The organism is Pseudomonas sp. YuFO20 (assembly GCF_035064975.1).
Classification (GTDB): Bacteria; Pseudomonadota; Gammaproteobacteria; order Pseudomonadales; family Pseudomonadaceae; genus Aquipseudomonas; species Aquipseudomonas putida_AE.
Genome location: NZ_JAXDEO010000003.1, coordinates 26,776 through 43,056 on the forward strand (window position 1 = coordinate 26,776; position 16,281 = coordinate 43,056).

At 58.2% G+C, this 16,281-nt stretch carries 17 protein-coding genes and 1 pseudogene; 3 read left to right on the forward strand and 15 right to left on the reverse strand.

Annotated elements, in window-relative coordinates; genetic code table 11:
- Nucleotides 1–48 precede the first annotated feature (48 nt).
- Nucleotides 49–319: pseudogene (locus SOP85_RS02380) on the forward strand (DUF3077 domain-containing protein).
- A gap of 60 nt (nucleotides 320–379) precedes the next feature.
- Here SOP85_RS02380 and SOP85_RS02385 read toward each other — a convergent pair.
- From SOP85_RS02385 to SOP85_RS02425, 9 genes are all read right to left on the reverse strand, one after another.
- Nucleotides 380–694, reverse strand: a complete 315-nt coding sequence (locus SOP85_RS02385; RefSeq protein WP_323625976.1) for a helix-turn-helix domain-containing protein — start codon at nucleotides 692–694, stop codon at nucleotides 380–382.
- Nucleotides 691–1,035, reverse strand: a complete 345-nt coding sequence (locus SOP85_RS02390) for a toxin (RefSeq protein ID WP_323625977.1) — start codon at nucleotides 1,033–1,035, stop codon at nucleotides 691–693. Before SOP85_RS02390 ends, SOP85_RS02385 begins: the two co-directional genes overlap by 4 nt.
- Nucleotides 1,036–1,181: 146 nt before the next feature.
- Nucleotides 1,182–2,069 carry a heme o synthase gene (gene cyoE, locus SOP85_RS02395; protein ID WP_274073912.1) on the reverse strand — a complete coding sequence of 296 codons (888 nt, stop codon included), beginning with the start codon at nucleotides 2,067–2,069 and terminating at the stop codon, nucleotides 1,182–1,184.
- Between the two features lie 10 nt (nucleotides 2,070–2,079).
- A complete protein-coding gene (gene cyoD, locus SOP85_RS02400; protein WP_007916940.1) occupies nucleotides 2,080–2,415 on the reverse strand; it encodes a cytochrome o ubiquinol oxidase subunit IV in 336 nt (111 codons plus the stop codon).
- Nucleotides 2,415–3,038, reverse strand: a complete 624-nt coding sequence (locus SOP85_RS02405) for a cytochrome o ubiquinol oxidase subunit III (RefSeq protein WP_033038499.1) — start codon at nucleotides 3,036–3,038, stop codon at nucleotides 2,415–2,417. Before SOP85_RS02405 ends, cyoD begins: the two co-directional genes overlap by 1 nt.
- A gap of 3 nt (nucleotides 3,039–3,041) precedes the next feature.
- The gene (cyoB, locus tag SOP85_RS02410) at nucleotides 3,042–5,072 is read right to left on the reverse strand and encodes a cytochrome o ubiquinol oxidase subunit I (protein WP_274073913.1); all 2,031 of its coding nucleotides are present in this window, start codon (nucleotides 5,070–5,072) and stop codon (nucleotides 3,042–3,044) included.
- Nucleotides 5,073–5,075: 3 nt separating this feature from the next.
- Nucleotides 5,076–6,011: a ubiquinol oxidase subunit II gene (gene cyoA, locus SOP85_RS02415; protein WP_046820452.1), complete on the reverse strand. Its 936-nt coding sequence runs from the start codon at nucleotides 6,009–6,011 to the stop codon at nucleotides 5,076–5,078.
- A gap of 805 nt (nucleotides 6,012–6,816) precedes the next feature.
- Nucleotides 6,817–7,326: a disulfide bond formation protein B gene (locus SOP85_RS02420; protein ID WP_274073914.1), complete on the reverse strand. Its 510-nt coding sequence runs from the start codon at nucleotides 7,324–7,326 to the stop codon at nucleotides 6,817–6,819.
- A 108-nt stretch (nucleotides 7,327–7,434) separates the two neighbouring features.
- On the reverse strand, nucleotides 7,435–8,328 hold the full coding sequence (locus SOP85_RS02425) for a LysR family transcriptional regulator (RefSeq protein WP_323605631.1): 894 nt from the start codon (nucleotides 8,326–8,328) through the stop codon (nucleotides 7,435–7,437).
- Nucleotides 8,329–8,450: 122 nt separating this feature from the next.
- Here SOP85_RS02425 and SOP85_RS02430 point away from each other — a divergent pair, with 122 nt between their 5' ends.
- Nucleotides 8,451–9,389: a DMT family transporter gene (locus tag SOP85_RS02430; RefSeq protein WP_323625978.1), complete on the forward strand. Its 939-nt coding sequence runs from the start codon at nucleotides 8,451–8,453 to the stop codon at nucleotides 9,387–9,389.
- Here SOP85_RS02430 and SOP85_RS02435 read toward each other — a convergent pair whose 3' ends face one another.
- The 6 genes from SOP85_RS02435 to SOP85_RS02460 form a co-directional block, all read right to left on the reverse strand.
- Nucleotides 9,390–10,166, reverse strand: a complete 777-nt coding sequence (locus tag SOP85_RS02435; RefSeq protein WP_323625979.1) for an ABC transporter substrate-binding protein — start codon at nucleotides 10,164–10,166, stop codon at nucleotides 9,390–9,392. It lies immediately after the preceding gene.
- Nucleotides 10,167–10,486: 320 nt separating this feature from the next.
- The gene (gene moaE, locus SOP85_RS02440; RefSeq protein WP_274073918.1) at nucleotides 10,487–10,939 is read right to left on the reverse strand and encodes a molybdopterin synthase catalytic subunit MoaE; all 453 of its coding nucleotides are present in this window, start codon (nucleotides 10,937–10,939) and stop codon (nucleotides 10,487–10,489) included.
- A 3-nt stretch (nucleotides 10,940–10,942) separates the two neighbouring features.
- Nucleotides 10,943–11,185 (reverse strand): molybdopterin converting factor subunit 1, encoded by a 243-nt coding sequence (gene moaD, locus SOP85_RS02445; protein WP_046820459.1) that lies wholly within the window; start codon nucleotides 11,183–11,185, stop codon nucleotides 10,943–10,945.
- Nucleotides 11,182–11,655 carry a cyclic pyranopterin monophosphate synthase MoaC gene (gene moaC, locus SOP85_RS02450; protein WP_323605626.1) on the reverse strand — a complete coding sequence of 158 codons (474 nt, stop codon included), beginning with the start codon at nucleotides 11,653–11,655 and terminating at the stop codon, nucleotides 11,182–11,184. The genes moaD and moaC overlap by 4 nt, the downstream gene beginning before the upstream one ends.
- A gap of 226 nt (nucleotides 11,656–11,881) precedes the next feature.
- Nucleotides 11,882–13,276, reverse strand: coding sequence for a PhoH family protein (locus tag SOP85_RS02455; RefSeq protein WP_046820461.1), 1,395 nt, complete (start codon nucleotides 13,274–13,276; stop codon nucleotides 11,882–11,884).
- A 335-nt stretch (nucleotides 13,277–13,611) separates the two neighbouring features.
- Nucleotides 13,612–14,736, reverse strand: a complete 1,125-nt coding sequence (locus SOP85_RS02460) for a polysaccharide deacetylase family protein (RefSeq protein ID WP_323625980.1) — start codon at nucleotides 14,734–14,736, stop codon at nucleotides 13,612–13,614.
- A gap of 286 nt (nucleotides 14,737–15,022) precedes the next feature.
- Here SOP85_RS02460 and yaaA point away from each other — a divergent pair, with 286 nt between their 5' ends.
- A complete protein-coding gene (gene yaaA, locus SOP85_RS02465; protein WP_323625981.1) occupies nucleotides 15,023–15,802 on the forward strand; it encodes a peroxide stress protein YaaA in 780 nt (259 codons plus the stop codon).
- Nucleotides 15,803–16,281: the final 479 nt, after the last annotated feature.

Sequence of the window (16,281 nt, forward strand, 5' to 3'; positions counted from 1 at the left end):
AACTTCGACCGGTCGCTGCCAATTCAGCGACCGGGCCTGAGAACTCGAATTCCCCAAGTCCTGAAAACCATCGGCCTCACCCCTTCTGCTACCACGCCCACGAACCACTGTTGCGCATCAACCCTGGTGTCCGGTCATCTCTGCCCTCTCCCACGCCTGCGACCCGCTCCACCTCGCCAAACTGATCGCCTCAGACGCCGCCATTGTCCGTGACTCCGACCGACACACCTGGGCCTCGCATTTCCTGCAGGACATGAGCAAGGCGATCATCGATGACGTGGTGAAGGTGCTCGAAGCACCGTGTAACAACCGCGCGTAAATGAAAAAGCCCCGGGTTTCTTTCGAAACTCGGGGCTTTTCAAGTGTTCGCTAAGCTCTATCAAACCACTGCCAGTCGATCAACCATATCCGGGAATTTCTCCACCAATCTGATCAACAAGGCTGCCTGTGCATTAGGCTTCGACTTTTCCTGTTCCCAGTTTCTCAAAGTACTGGGGCTGGTTCGAATCCGCTTGGCAAAAACGGCCTGGGACATGTGTAACTTTTCCCGTAACGCGACGATTTCTTGCGCCCCTACCTCGGGGGCCGGAATGTCCCCCACCGTCGTGTTGCGCAACGTAATCTTGCCTTCGCGTTGAGCCGCCATCTCATCAACGCCCTGCATCAACTCTGCAAACAGGTCGCGTTTTTTCATGGGATACCTCGTTTTTTCAACTCTGCTTCTATGGCTTTCTTGAGCGCCTTCTCTTGCTCGGCAGTCAAATTCTCAAGCTCATCTTTGTCATAAATTGCAAACATCCAGAACTGACCATCATTCATAAGCCAATAATAGATAACCCGCAAGCCACCTCGCTTGCCTTTACCTCGACGCCCATCCGCCCAACGTAGTTTCCGGAAACCGCCTGTTCGAGGCATCACATCCCCAGCTTGCGGATCGAGCTGCATATGGGTTTGCAGCGCTCGATACTCATCGTCCGTCAGATAATTTCCAACGGTAGCAGTGAAGGACGTGGTTTCGAAGAATACGGTTCGCATGCGCAAACTATAGGCAAGTTGCCTATAGTCATGCAACCGACGAATCATCTTCCTGACGAACCGTCTTTTCGAATCCCTATTCCCAGATCCAACAAAAAGCCCCGCTCTTCTCTCGAAGGCGGGGCTTTTCGGTGCAGCTCTGAATCTTAAGGCGCGTACGTCAGCAGCAGCTCGGTCGGCACTTTGAAGTCCAGGGACATCATCACGCTCAACGCGGTAATGGTGAAGATCGAGAACACGAACAGCTTGCGTGCCCAGACCGTGTCATCCACTGCCTTGTAGCCGGTCCAGGCCATGTACAACCAGTACATGCCCATGGCCGCGGCGACGGCGAGGTAGCTCATGCCGGCGTAGCCGCTGAAGGTCAGCATCAAGGTCGCCACGAGGAAGGCCAGGATGTAGAGCAGGATGTGCTTCTTGGCCACCTGGATGCCGCGCTTCACTGGCAGCACCGGAATCGATGCGGCCAGGTAATCGTTGAAGCGGAAGATCGCGATGGCGTAGGAATGCGGCATCTGCCACAGGCTGAACATCACCAGCAGGGTCAGTGCGGCCATGTCGAAGGTGTTGCTGACTGCGACATAGCCGATCACCGGCGGCATGGCGCCCGACAGACTGCCCACCAGCGTGCCGTGAACCGACTTGCGCTTGAGGTACAGGCTGTAGAAGCCGACGTAGATCACGAAGCCGATCACGGCGAACAAAGCGGCCAACGGGTTGGCCACCTTGTACAACAACGCAACGCCGAGAACACCCAGGACGGTCGCATAGATCAGGGCCAGTTTCAGGGAGATGAGGCCCTGGACCAGCACCCGGTTCTTGGTGCGTTCCATCTTGATGTCGATGTCGCGGTCGATGCAGTTGTTGAACACGCAACCGGAGGCGACGACCAGGGAAGTGCCGATCATGGCTGCCAGAAACACGGCCAGATCGACATGCCCTTTCGAGGCCAGGAAGAACCCGCCTGCCACAGAAAGCACGTTACCGAAAATGATCCCCGGTTTGGTGATTTGGATAAAGTGCTTGAGCGACATCGGGTCTACCTCACTTCGCCATCATGTACGTGTGGATGCTGAACATGATCCACAGCGACAGGCCAACCAGCAGCACGATCACGATGGCCGTAAAGACGAAAGCGATCACGTTGTTACGCTGAGCGATGGAACGGTCCAGGTGCAGGAAGTAATACAGGTGAACGATCACCTGGATCACTGCGAACAGCAGAACGATTGCCAGCGTGGTGGCCTTCGGCAGGCTCGGGTACATCACCAGACCGAACGGGATGACGGTCAGGATCACCGACAGGATGAAGCCGATGGCGTACGACTTTACGCTGCCGTGGCCAGCATCATGGCTGTCATGGGAGTGTGCATTAGCCATTACAGGGTCCCCATCAGGTAGACAACGGTGAAGACGCAGATCCAGACCACGTCCAGGAAGTGCCAGAACAGGCTCAGGCAACTCAGGCGAGTCTTGTTGGTCGACGTCAGGCCCTTTTTCTGCACCTGATACATCATGATCGCCATCCAGATCAAACCGGCGGACACGTGCAGACCGTGAGTACCGACCAGGGTAAAGAACGCGGACAGGAAGCCTGAACGGCTAGGGCCGTAGCCTTCGGAGATCAAGATGTGGAACTCGTTGATCTCCATCGCGATAAAGCCTGCGCCCAACAGGAAGGTCATGCCCAGCCAGGTCAGCACCGCCTTCTTGTTGCCCTTGTACAACGCCAGCATGGCGAAGCCGTAGGTGATCGAACTGAACAGCAGCAGAGCTGTTTCGCCCAGTACGTATGGCAGTTCGAAGATGTCGTGGCCCGACGGGCCACCCGCTACGTTGTTAACCAGTACCGCGTATACCGCGAAGATCGACGCAAACAGAATGCAGTCGGTCATCAGGTAGAGCCAGAAACCGTATACGGTCATCTCGCCCGAGTCGTGGTGGTGGTCATCGTGCCCATGGTCACCATGGGCGTGTCCAACATTGGTCACTAAGTTCGACATGGTTTAAGCCTGTTCCAACGAGGTTTCAACACGGGTGGCGGTGGCCGGGATTTTCCCTGCCGCTACCAGACGCTTGTGCTGCTCGGCTTCGATGCGCTCGATCGTTTCAACCGGGACCATATAGCCCTGGTCGTCACGTGCAGCGTGGATCACGAAGTAGGCGACAGTGCCTACCAGGCTCGCGATTGCCAGCCACCAGATGTGCCAGATCATCGCGAAACCGAATACGGTCAGCAGAGCGCCCATGACCACACCGGTAGCGGTGTTGTTTGGCATGTGGATCGGCTCGTACCTGGCCGGAGCCTTGTACGCGGTGCCGTTTTCCTTGGCTTCGGTGAACGGGTCGATGCAGTCAGCCTTGGGCAGCACGGCAAAGTTGTAGAACGGAGGTGGCGACGAGGTCGACCATTCCAGAGTGTGGGCATTCCACGGGTCACCGTGTTCGCACATGTTCTCTGGCTTGTTGCGGTCACGCACACTGACGTACAGCTGGATCAGTTGGCAGGCGATACCGAAGGCGATCATCACCGCACCGAACATGGCGACGTACAGGTACGGCACCCACTCAGGGTTGGTGGTGGCGTTCAGACGACGGGTCATGCCCATGAAGCCCAGTGCATAGAGCGGCATGAACGCGACGAAGAAGCCCGAGATCCAGAACCAGAACGCTGCTTTACCCCAGCCTTCGTGCAACTTGAAGCCGAACGCTTTCGGGAAGTAGAACGCGAAACCTGCGATGTAGCCGAATACCGCGCCGCCGATGATCACGTTGTGGAAGTGCGCGATCACGAACAGGCTGTTGTGCAGGACGAAGTCAGCACCCGGGATGGCCAGCAGTACGCCGGTCATGCCGCCGATGGCGAAGGTCACCATGAAGCCCAGGGTCCACAGCACCTGGCTGGTGAAACGCAGACGACCCTGGTAGATGGTGAACAGCCAGTTGAACAGTTTCACACCCGTCGGGATGGAAATCAGCATCGTCGCCAGACCGAAGAAGGCGTTGACGCTGGCACCCGAACCCATGGTGAAGAAGTGGTGCAGCCAAACCATGAAGCCCAGTACCGAGATCGCGCCCGAGGCGTAGATCATCGAGTGGTGGCCGAACAGTTTCTTGCCGGTGAACGCCGAGATCACTTCCGAGAAGATGCCGAATGCCGGCAGGATCAGGATGTAAACCTCAGGGTGGCCCCAGGCCCAGAACAGGTTGACGTACATCATTGGATTGCCACCAAGTTCATTGGTGAAAATGTGGAAATCCATGTAACGGTCGAGGGTCAGCAGTGCCAGGGTAGCGGTCAGGATCGGGAACGAAGCCACGATCAGCACGTTGGCCCAGGTGCAGGTCCAGGTGAAGATCGGCATGTCCATCAGCTTCATGCCAGGGGTACGCATTTTCAGCACGGTGGCGAGGAAGTTAACCCCCGTCAGCGTCGTACCTAACCCGGATAGCTGTAGCGCCCAGATGTAGTAGTCCATCCCCACGCCAGGGCTGTACTGCAGGCCCGACAGCGGCGGATAGGCAACCCAACCGGTCTTGGCGAATTCGCCGACGCCCAGGGACAGGTTGATCAGCACCACGCCGGAAACCAGCAGCCAGAAGCTCAGGGAGTTCAAGAACGGGAAGGCAACGTCACGCGCGCCGATCTGCAGCGGCACTGCAAGGTTCATCAGGCCGGTGAAGAATGGCATCGCCATGAAGATGATCATGATCACACCGTGGGCGGTGAAGATCTGGTCATAGTGTTCAGGTGGCAGGTAGCCAGGCGAACCCTCGGTGGCCATGGCCAGCTGGGTACGCATCATGATGGCGTCGGCAAAGCCGCGCAGCAGCATGACCATGGCGACGATGATGTACATCACGCCGATTTTCTTGTGGTCGACCGAAGTCAGCCACTCGGTCCACAGATAGGTCCACTTCTTGAAATAAGTGATACCCGCGAACAGTGCCAGACCACCGAGCGCGATCATGGCGATGGTCACCATCACGATCGGCTCGTGGAACGGCACCGCTTCCCAACTTAATTTACCAAACATCGTTTACTCCTCTGCCCCGGCAGCTGAATGCGAGTTCATGTCCGTAGCGGCCACTTCTTTCTCTTTCTTCTCGTGCTTGACCTTAGGACCAGGTTTCATGCCTTCGTACTTGTCGACGATGATCTGGAACAGGTTCGGCGTCACCGAGGAGTAGAGCTCGACTGGGTTGTTCTGGCTCTGCTTGGAAAGGGCTGCGTATTCAGCTTGTTCAAGCTGTTTAGGTGCCTTTTTGACTTCACTTACCCAGGCGTCGAAATCTTCCTGGGAAGTTGCGATCGCTTTGAATTTCATACCGGTGAAACCGGCACCGCTGTAGTTGGCGGAGATGCCGTCCATTTCAGCGTTGCGGTCGGCGATCAGGTGCATTCTGGTCTGCATGCCCGCCATCGCGTAGATCTGGCCGCCCAGGCCCGGGATGAAGAACGAGTTCATCACGGCGTCGGAGGTGATCTTGAAGTTGATTGGCGTGTGCGCCGGGAACACGATCTTGTTGACCGTGGCAATGCCTTGTTCCGGGTAGATGAACAGCCACTTCCAGTCCAGCGCGACCACTTCGATGGTCACAGGCTTCACGTCGGATTCGATCGGACGGTACGGGTCCAGCTCGTGGGTCGACTTGTAGGTGATGTAACCCAGGGCAATGATGATCAACACCGGAACAGTCCACACCGCGATCTCGATCTTGGTGGAGTGGTTCCATTTAGGCGTGTAGGTCGCCTTGGTGTTGGACGCGCGGTATTTCCAGGCGAACAGGAAGGTCATCACGATGACCGGCACCACGACCAACAGCATCAGCAGCGTGGCGGTGATGATCAGGTTTCGCTGTTCCAGGCCAACCTGGCCCGTGGGATTGAGCAAGGTCATGTTGCAGCCTCCCAGCAACAACGTGCCGAGCAGCGGCAATAAGCCTAGTAGTCTGGGGTACCTGTTTTTACTCATCTCACGACCTCTAAAGCAGCTTGCGCAATGCAGTTGGGTTTTGATCGCCAACACTTCACCCTGCCAAGGGTTGGCATTTTTCTTGGATTGAATAAGGGCTTGCCCGTCGAGCGTCAGAGGCGTTTCGACAAATCCTGGGCCAGCGGTGAGTTCTTATTCGAATTCGTGGTCAAAGGCCTTGTTACAGCCCAATTCCATTTGGTGCGGATAGTTGGAGGCACCGACACCTGGGCGTCACATGAGGCCAAAAGGCCTCTCGACACCCTCGTGCCACTCATGCACCAGAGCCTGGGTGAGCAGTGCCGGGAATTCAGTGCGGGCGATTGTAGATATGTAGCGTTTTATAAACCATGTCTTATCCCGAAATAATTTTTATCCCTGACCGCAACAATCCTGACTCAATTGTTTAAAAGTGGCGCATCTTATCGAAATTGATTCTCAACAAAAACACCAAAAATAGTAGGGCTACCACCCTCGATTCAGACAGCCTTAGACGCTTGAACAGGGTCCACAACCCCGCCCTAGCCCCGGTATGACAAGGGCTCTGGCAAATCGCCACAACCTGTTAAAACTGTCTGTTCCCGTTTGCCCCCGCAAATATCAGGCGACGCTTATACACGCCAATTTCATTGCAGGACGCCACACCAATCCAACCCTCGAAAGCGCCGTGCGACACTCGCGATGTGACAACATGTCGCACATTTGTCGCACCCCTCGTTGCCGCTCGTCACGGTCTTTTCACCTGGCCCCGGAAATGCAAAAACGCCCCGGCCCTTTCATCGAGGACCGGGGCGTTTCGGGTCTATCAGCGCAGCGACTTGCGATTGCGCAGCGTCAGCAACGGCACCAGTACCACCACCAGCACGAAGGCCACCAGCGCCCACTGCGCCAGGGACAAGCCCAGGATCGGCGGGTACGGCGTGGAGCAGAAACCGTCGACCTGGAAGCCCAGCGGGAAGATCTTCGCCAGCGGCAAGCCATCGACTATCGGTTGCAGCACATCGATGCCACAACTGACGGCCGGATAGAACTGCGTATAGACGTGATGCCCCGCCACCCCGACGCCGGCCAGGGCACAAATCACCACCAGGGTCTCCAGCACCGTGATGCTGCGGCGGGTGCGCATGGCCGCACCGATGAACGCGAAGAGCGCGATCAACAACAGTGCATAACGCTGCAGGATGCACAACGGGCACGGCGCCTCGCCCAACACCACCTGCATGTACAGCGCACCGCCGATCAGCGCCAGGCAGATGATGCCCAACAGCACCAGGTAGCGCCGTTCACGGCCCAGACGCATCGTTTCCTCGCTCATCGTGTTTCCCTTTTGACTATCGATTGCCCGCCAGTTTACACGCTGGCCTTGACCTTTGAGAGGGCTGGAGCGCACTGGCGGATTGTGGGGAAATAGACGACAGGCCGGTTAAGACGGGATTAACCCTGACGACCCCGGCCCCTCGAACTCGGCCTGCAACAACTTCACAAAGGCCTCGCGAGCCGGGTGCCGGCCCGCGCTTTCGTGCCAGTAAAAGAGGTTGTCGATGCTCGTCAGTTCCGGGAACTCATAGCCCTGGCAACCTGCGCTAAGACCATACTGCTCGTAGATTCCCCGGGGCACCAGCGCGACGCCGGCACCAGCGCTGACACAGCCAACGATGGTGCCATAGCTGGCGATGCTGACAATCGGCTGCACCTGGTCATGGCGCAACAGCCACTGTTCCAGCGCGAAGCGGTACGGGCAACCCGGGGGCCACATGAAAATCGCCTTGCCCTGCAGGTCCGCCGCCTTGCGCAAAGGCCCATGGGAGGCGGATGCGATGAGAATCAGGTCTTCGCGGTACATCACTTCCCGCTGCAGTCCCGGGCGATCAACGTTGACCGCCACGAACGCCCCATCAAGCCGCCGATGCTGGGTGTCGTCGAGTAATTGAGCCCAGGTTCCGGTGCTCAACTCCAGCATCACCTGTGGATAAAGCTCGTGGTACTTGGCCAGTAACCTGGGCAATCGCCCCGTGGCACTGGATTCGATGGCACCAATGCGCAGAGGACCGCTCGGCGCACTGCCGGGTGCCAACGCCCTGCGCGCCTCTTCGGCCAGGCCAAGAATTTTCGTCGTGTACTCAAGAAACACCTCCCCGGCGGGGGTGATCCGCAATCCACGGCCGTCGCGGGAAAACAGCGGCGTACCGAGTTCACGCTCCAGGGACTTGAGGCGCGCGGTGATATTGGACGGCACACAGTGCAGCGCCTCGGCCGCGCGCGCGATGCTGCCCAGGTGATGAACCGTGTTGAACATGCGCAGCTGGGACAGCTCCATAGGTCACCCAAAGTGAATGCTTAAGTCAGTTTAAGTCACTTGTAGTAAATTCATAGGGTTTTGATAATTCGAGTGTCGGCATTGCACTACGCCTTTTTCCGCCGGACACACAGGATCGCCTTATGGATTTTGTTCAACGCCGCCTCGCCGAAAGGCCTGGCGTAAAAATCGCCCTGGCGACGGTTTTCGTGATCCTCTGCTGGGCCTACTCCCCCATTGGCATCCGCATCGGGTTAGGGGCTTACGAGCCGGGTCATCTGGCGCTGATCCGCTTTCTCATCGCCTCGACGTTCATGGCTGGGGTCGCTTTGGTGGCGCGTATTTCCCTACCGCGCCTGAAAGATCTGCCACTGTTGGTTTTGCTGGGATTTTTTGCTGTCAGCCTGCACCACATCGCCCTCAACTTCGGCCAACGAGGCGTCAGCGCCGGCGCGGCCAGTGTGCTTGCGCAATCCACGCCGCTGTTCAGCACGATACTGGCGCATTTCGTGTTCAAGGACCGGGTCAATGGTTGGCAGTGGATCTGTGTGCTGTGCGGCTTGCTCGGTGCGGGGGTCGTGGTGACGGGTGATCGTGGCTTTGGAGAACTGGATGCGCACGGGCTGCTGATCCTGCTGGCGGCCTTGTCCTGGAGCCTCTATTTCGCCCTGCAAAAACGCCATTCCCATCGCTACGACGGGCTGACGATGGTGTGTTACACCATCTGGTCGGGCACCACGTTATTACTGGTGTATGCACCGGGCTTGTGGAGCGAAGTGCAGAACGCCTCAGCTTCGGCCAACCTGGCGGTGCTCATCCTGGGCATTTTCCCCAGCGCCCTGGCGTACCTTGCCTGGGCCTACGTACTGACTCACAGCAACGTGAGTCGCGCTTCAATTTCGCTTTACCTGATACCGCCCACGGCCATGCTGATGGCCTCGGTGGTTCTGGCTGAGCGCCCGTCGATCATGGTCATCAGTGGGATGGTCATCGTGCTGGCGAGCGTACTGGCGCTCAATCTGCAGCCATCGAGAAGCTGCAATGCAGTGGGGCCTTCGCGAGAAAGCCCCGAGAACAATTGATCACTCGCCGTAGATATCAGACTTGAAGTAGTGCTGAGAGATCTTCTGGTACTCGCCACTGGCGCGGATGCCGTCGATCGCGGTGTTCAGCTCCGAGACCAGCTCGGTGTTGCCCTTGCGAACCGCGATCCCGGCGCCCTCGCCCACGTATTTCGGGTCCTTGAGCTCTGGGCCGACAAAGGCGTAACCCTTGCCACGGGGCATCGACAGGAAGTCGTTGAGGGGAATGGTGTCGGCGAAGATGGCATCGAGGCGGCCCGCCGCCAGGTCCATGTAGATCTCTTCGTTGTTGCTGTAGCGCTTGACGTTGACGCCCATGGGTTCGAAGACTTCGGTCGCGTAGCGGTCGGTGGTGGTCGCCCGTTGCACGCCCACGGTCTTGCCCTTGAGACTGGCATATTGGTCATCGACGACTGCGCCTTCCTTCATGACCAGGCGCGACGAGGTGAAGTAGTACTTGTGGGTGAAATCCACCGACTTCTTGCGGTCTTCGTTGATGGTCATGGACGACAGGGCCATGTCGATCTTCTTCACTTTCAAGGAAGGAATCAGGCCGTCGAACTCGCCCTCGACCCACACACACTTGACCTTCATCTGCGCGCACAGGGCATTGCCGATGTCGTAGTCGAAGCCCGCGATCTCGCCTTTGTCGGTCTTGGAGGCGAACGGTGGATAGGCCGCTTCGATACCGATGCGCAGGGTTTTCTCGGCGGCAAACAGGTTGCTGCACGCCAACAGGCTCAGGGCCAGACCGGTGATGAGGGGGAGTTTCTTCATGTTCGTTCTCTCGCGGGTTGTTGTTGGTTTGGCAAGACGAAGAAGAGCAGTTCCAAGCTTGAAGCTCGGAGCTTGAAGCTGTTTTTATACTTGGAATTCCATACTGGACTTTTATGTATTTGGCGTCAATCGGGTAAATGGGTGGCGTGCCGGCCGATGGTCGGGTGGTCAATCAAGCGGTTCTTGGGTGAAGCGGATGGCCTCTTCGCGAGCAAGCCCGCTCCCACAGGGGTCTGTGTCGTACACAGAGTTTGTGTTCACAGAAGATCACTGTGGGAGCGGGCTTGCTCGCGAAGACTGACTAAAGAACGCCGCAGGAATTACCGCTTCCAGCGATCCGCCGCCGCATGATCACTATCGCGCCCCTCGACCCAACGCGGCCCATCGCTGGTGTTTTCCTTTTTCCAGAACGGGGCGCGGGTTTTCAGGTAGTCCATGACAAAGGCGCAGGCGTCGAAGGCCGCCTGGCGGTGGGCGCTGGCGGCGCCGACGAAGACGATGGGCTCGCCGGGCTCCAGGGCCCCGATGCGATGCAGCACTTCCAGCTTGAGCAAGGGCCAGCGCTGCTCGGCCTCGGTGGCGATCTTGCCGAGGGCTTTTTCGGTCATGCCCGGATAGTGTTCGAGGAACATCCCGGCGACATCCAGGCCGTCATTGAAGTCGCGAACGTAGCCGACGAAACTCACCACCGCGCCGACGCCGACATTGGCATCGTGCATGGCGTTGACTTCAGCACCAGGGTCGAACGCGGTCGATTGCACGCGAATGGCCATGGCTCAGCCCCCGGTCACGGTGGGGAAAAACGCCACTTCATCGCCATCGCTGACCGGTTCGTCGAGCTGGCACAGGTCTTCGTTGCGCGCGCACATCAGGTTCTGCTCGCTCAAGACTTCGGCGCCGTCGCGCTGGGCCAGCAATGCGCGCACGTCGTCGACGGTGGCGAAGTCGCCCTCGACCTTTACCGCATCGACGCCCAGCGCTTCGCGGTAACGGGCAAAAAATTTCACGGTGACGTTCATGGCTGCTCCGCCTGGAAATGCCCGCTCTTGCCGCCGACCTTCTCCAGCAGGCGCACGCTTTCGATGGTCATGCCGCGATCCACGGCCTTGCACATGTCATAGATGGTCAGGGCGGCGACGCTGGCAGCGGTCAGGGCCTCCATCTCGACACCGGTCTGCCCGGACAACTTGCAGCACGCCACGATGCGCACGCTGTCCTCGCCTTCGGCACTGAGTTCGACCTTGACCCCGGTCAGCATCAGCGGATGGCACAGGGGAATCAGGTCGCTGGTCTTTTTCGCCGCCTGGATGCCGGCAATGCGGGCCACGGCGAACACATCGCCCTTGGGGTGACCGCCACTGACGATCATTTGCAAGGTTTCGGGCAGCATGCGCACCAGCGCCTGGGCCGTGGCCTCACGGAAGGTCACGTCTTTTTCGGTGACGTCGACCATGTTGGCGCGGCCTTGGGAATCGAGATGAGTCAGCACGGGGTTACTCCTGATCAGGAGTTTCGATTGTAAACCTGTGGGTCAGATTTCCGCACGCCAGATTATCGGATGGACGCATTCCTGTAGGAGCTGGCTTGCCAGCGATGAGGGCCTTGAATTCAATGCAAGCTTCAAGGCCCCCTTCGCTGGCAAGCCAGCTCCTACAAGGTTTTTGTCGGCCATAAAAAACCGGACGGCTTTAGGGCCGCCCGGTTTTGGGTGAAGGTTACAGATGCGATTCGGCGTATTCGGCCAGGATCGAACGTGGCACCCCTTGCAGGGTGATGTGCACCCCGTTCGGGAAGTCCTTGAAGCGTTCAGTCAGGTAGGTCAGCCCGGAGCTGGTCGCGGACAGGTAAGGGGTGTCGATCTGTGCCAGGTTGCCCAGGCACACCACTTTGGAACCGGCGCCGGCACGGGTGATGATGGTTTTCATCTGGTGCGGCGTGAGGTTCTGGCATTCATCGATCAGGATCAGGCTCTGTTGGAAGCTGCGGCCCCGGATGTAGTTGAGGGATTTGAACTGCAACGGCACTTTGCTGAGGATGTAGTCGACGCTGCCATGGGTGCTTTCGTCATCCATGTGCAAGGCTTCGAGGTTGTCGGTGATGGCGCCCAGCCAAGGCTCCATTTTTTCCGCTTCGGTGCCGGGCAGGAAGCCGATCTCCTGGTCCAGGCCTTGCACGCTGCGGGTGGCGATGATGCGGCGGTAGCGCTTGCTGACCATCGTCTGTTCAATGGCCGCGGCCAGCGCGAGGATGGTTTTACCCGAGCCTGCGGCACCGGACAGGTTGACCAGGTGGATGTCCGGATCGAGCAAGGCATACAGCGCCAGGCTCTGATAGATGTCCCGCGGCTTGAGGCCCCAGGCTTCCTGGTGCAGCAGCGGTTCCTGGTGAAGGTCCAGGATCAGCAGTTTGTCTTCCTCGATCTCCTTGATCCAGCCGACGAACCCCTGCTCGTCGATGATGAACTCGTTGATGTGCACTGCGGGCAGATTGTCGATCAGTTGTACCTGATGCCAGGTGCGGCCGTGGTCCTGGCGGGTTTCGACCTTGCTCACGCGGTCCCAGAACGAGCCGGTCATGTTGTGGTAGCCATTAGGCAGCAGCGATACGTCGTCGACCAGTTGGTCGGTGCTGTAGTCCTCGGCCGCGATCCCGCAGGCGCGGGCCTTGAGGCGCATGTTGATGTCTTTGGTGACCAGCACCACGGGCTTTTGTGGGTCCCGCGCGTGCAGGTCGATCAATTGGTTGATGATTTTGTTGTCGTTCAGGTGCTCGGGCAGAATCAGGTTCGGCTCGGCGTGCTTGCTCATCAGAATTGACAGCAAGCCCTTGGGTCCGCTCTTGCCCCGCTGGATCGGCACACCCTGCTCGACGTCCTCGGGTGAGGCATCGCCCAGGGTCTTGTCGATCAGCCGGATGGCCTGGCGGCATTCGGCGGCAACGCTGTGATGCCCGCTCTTGAGCTTGTCGAGTTCCTCAAGCACGGTCATCGGGATCGCGACGTGGTGTTCTTCGAAGTTAAGCAGCGCGTTTGGATCGTGAATCAATACGTTGGTATCGAGTACATAAAGGATTGGCTGGTTGGAAGAAGAGCTACGTCCGTGATCATCCATACTCGGTCACCTTTGTGGGAGCCAGTCGACGCAATACCTTGGCGGTGCTGCGCCTCGAAGTGACTACCGAATACACCTGCGGGGACTCAAGTGTTCTGCATACATGCGGGTCTTGGGAGACGCCACCTGTGTTGCAGGTTTCGGCGGTCTGTCTTCGTAATACTCCAAAACCCATGACAGAAAAAAGTACTTTGACGCTTTTTTGAAGTTTATTTTTCAGAATGACCAATAACACTTGGCGGACTGCCATCACCCGTTTACAGTCGGAAGTCAACCTGCAGCAAAATCACCTCTAAAATCGCCTTTCACCCAATGTTTACGGGCTTTGGCGGTTTTCAGCGAAATCCCTCCTGACAGTCTTCCCACCCGATCCCGCTTTGCGCCGTTTGCGTGATCAGCCAGGGCAACGCCGTTTTCACCCCCTCCTGCTTCACATTGAAATTGATCACCCCGTGGCGCCACAGCAGCATCAGGGTCAGCACCCGTTGCGCACTCTGGCTGCCCTTGAGCTTGCCCGCACCGTCCTGGGCATCGATATCCCACAGGGCGACCTGCAAGCCCTGGGCCTTGAAGAAAGCGGCGGCGTCGGCGCGGCGCTGGCCATCGGGCGGGCGAAACAGCGGCACGAAGTTCTCCGGCAGCTTGCTTTTGGCCAGCTCGACGCTGCGGCGTACCGAGTCCTGCCAGTCCTGCCAGTGGCTGTGGGAGCGAAATTCCCAGCCCTGCACGCCGATGCACTGGGTTGACCAGGTCGACTGCAGGCTAGCCACCGAGCGCTCGTTTAAACGGGCCTGGAGGTCCTTGCCGAGCACGAAGAAGGTGCCACTGAGGTTGGCCTTGCGCAGGTACTCGGCAATCCAGTCGGTATTGTCCGGCGTGGCATTGGCGGCGCTGTCGAAGGTCATTAGAAACAGCCGATCATGCATGCCGTCGCCATTGCGTTCATAGTCGCCAAAACGATCGACTTCGCTGCTGGTTTGCGGGAACAGCGCCGCCTTGCGCAGTTGCTCATCCAGGTACTGGCTGTGGAACAGGCGACTCGGCTCGGACCATCGGGTGTAGTAGCTGTCCTCGCTGAGCTGGAACTTGCCGGCCTGCTCGCGCAAGGTGGCCATGTCCTCGACCAGGAAACAGAAGGAGGCGTCCTGGTCGCAACTCTGCTGAGCGAAGTTGTAGTTGGCCAGCAGGCGTTGCCACAGGCGCTGACGAACCCGATTGACCGACTCCAGGTTGATGGTGCGCAAGCCAAGGCGTTGCGCCAGCGCCGCCTCGTCCAGGGCTTCACTGGCCAGCAGCACCCGGGCGAACATGAGGATTTCGGCCCGCGAGGCGACATCGAACAGGGTCGGGTTGTCGAGTTTTTCCGGCCAGGTGCTGCGATCCAGCGTTGCTACTTCACCGGGTGCCGCGATGGCGCCGAAGCTAAATAGCCAGATCGAGATGAGAAAAACGATGCGCAATGGGAAGTCTCCATAACCGGGCCCGGGCGGCACTATATCGCGGGGAGATCAAAAGATCGCAGCCTCGCTCCGCGAGACAGCTCCTACAGGGGGGGTGTTCCGAGTTCAAGCCAACCCGCTCCCGGGTACGGTCCATTTTCAAGCCAACCCGGTCCCGTAGGAGCTGTCTCGCGAAGCGAGGCTGCGATCTTGTCCCATGACGCCACCGATCACCTATCGCACCGATAGCTGGAGTCAACACGGTCAACCCCCTAGAATCGCCGCCACGATTAAAGGAGACGACTTCATGCTGACGGTGATTTCCCCCGCCAAGACCCTCGATTACGAAACGCCGCCGGCGACCCAGCGCTTTACCCAGCCGCAATACCTCGACCATTCCCAGGAGCTGATCCTGCAGCTGCGCGAGCTGACCCCGGCGCAGATCAGCGAACTGATGCACGTTTCCGACAAGATCGGCGGGCTCAACGCCGCCCGCTTCGGCAGCTGGACACCCGCCTTCACCCCGGCCAACGCCAAGCAGGCCTTGCTGGCGTTCAAGGGCGACGTCTACACCGGGCTCAATGCGCAAACTTTCAGCGAAGCCGACTTCGACTACGCCCAGCAACATCTGCGCATGCTCTCCGGCCTGTATGGCCTGCTGCGTCCCCTCGACCTGATGCAGCCGTACCGTCTGGAAATGGGCACCAAACTGGCCAATGCCCGGGGCAAGGACCTGTATGCCTTCTGGGGTACGCGGATCAGCGAATGGCTGAACGAAGCCCTGGCCGACCAGGGCGATGACGTGCTGCTCAACCTGGCGTCCAACGAGTATTTCTCGGCGGTCAAGCGCAGCGCCTTGAACGCACGCATCATCAACACCGAGTTCAAGGACCTGAAGAACGGTCAGTACAAGATCATCAGCTTCTACGCGAAAAAGGCCCGGGGCATGATGAGCCGCTTCGTCATCGAAGAACGCATCAACGATCCGCAAGCCCTCAAACAGTTTGATGTTCAGGGCTATCGCTACAGCGCCGAACAGTCTAAAGCGGACAACCTGGTGTTCCTGCGCGACCACGCACCAGAGTAAAGCAACGGGTCGGCGCACGACCTTCCAGCTCCCCTCGTGCGCCCCCACTGATCCCCTCGAAACCCCTCACTTTTTTCGTCATTTTTATGACGCCAAAATACCACCTGTCAATTTTCTAACTTTAGTTTCACTCGACTTCGATCATTTTTTTCAGTAGTGGCACCGAAAAAAATTATCGATAGTGGCAAAAAACTATCCCCTCCAATAATCCGCCTATATATAAAGGGCGAAACGGCAAGTGCTATCAATTTGAGAGCAGTGCCATCTTTGACAATATTTCAAGAAATTTCAGATTTCGTGATGAGCGGGCCGGAACTATGTCCAGATGCACCGCTCATACCACCGGTAACGATTCTCGCCGTGGATGTACGAGATAACTTACGCAGATCAGGGAACCATGTAGTGAAGTTGCAATACTAACTTCCACTGACTAACCCCCTGATTTGGGCAACACCAGAACGCACAGGAGATACGCACCA

Coding starts and splice junctions, on each gene's coding strand:
- SOP85_RS02385 (WP_323625976.1), bottom strand. CDS start 694: ATGAAAAAACGCGACCTGTTTGCAGAGTTGATGCAGGGCGTTGATGAG.
- moaD (WP_046820459.1), bottom strand. CDS start 11,185: ATGAACGTCACCGTGAAATTTTTTGCCCGTTACCGCGAAGCGCTGGGC.
- cyoD (WP_007916940.1), bottom strand. CDS start 2,415: ATGGCTAATGCACACTCCCATGACAGCCATGATGCTGGCCACGGCAGC.
- cyoE (WP_274073912.1), bottom strand. CDS start 2,069: ATGTCGCTCAAGCACTTTATCCAAATCACCAAACCGGGGATCATTTTC.
- SOP85_RS02425 (WP_323605631.1), bottom strand. CDS start 8,328: ATGGAGCTGTCCCAGCTGCGCATGTTCAACACGGTTCATCACCTGGGC.
- SOP85_RS02390 (WP_323625977.1), bottom strand. CDS start 1,035: ATGCGAACCGTATTCTTCGAAACCACGTCCTTCACTGCTACCGTTGGA.
- cyoA (WP_046820452.1), bottom strand. CDS start 6,011: ATGAGTAAAAACAGGTACCCCAGACTACTAGGCTTATTGCCGCTGCTC.
- SOP85_RS02430 (WP_323625978.1), top strand. CDS start 8,451: ATGGATTTTGTTCAACGCCGCCTCGCCGAAAGGCCTGGCGTAAAAATC.
- cyoB (WP_274073913.1), bottom strand. CDS start 5,072: ATGTTTGGTAAATTAAGTTGGGAAGCGGTGCCGTTCCACGAGCCGATC.
- SOP85_RS02420 (WP_274073914.1), bottom strand. CDS start 7,326: ATGAGCGAGGAAACGATGCGTCTGGGCCGTGAACGGCGCTACCTGGTG.
- SOP85_RS02405 (WP_033038499.1), bottom strand. CDS start 3,038: ATGTCGAACTTAGTGACCAATGTTGGACACGCCCATGGTGACCATGGG.
- SOP85_RS02435 (WP_323625979.1), bottom strand. CDS start 10,166: ATGAAGAAACTCCCCCTCATCACCGGTCTGGCCCTGAGCCTGTTGGCG.
- SOP85_RS02455 (WP_046820461.1), bottom strand. CDS start 13,276: ATGGATGATCACGGACGTAGCTCTTCTTCCAACCAGCCAATCCTTTAT.
- moaE (WP_274073918.1), bottom strand. CDS start 10,939: ATGGCCATTCGCGTGCAATCGACCGCGTTCGACCCTGGTGCTGAAGTC.
- yaaA (WP_323625981.1), top strand. CDS start 15,023: ATGCTGACGGTGATTTCCCCCGCCAAGACCCTCGATTACGAAACGCCG.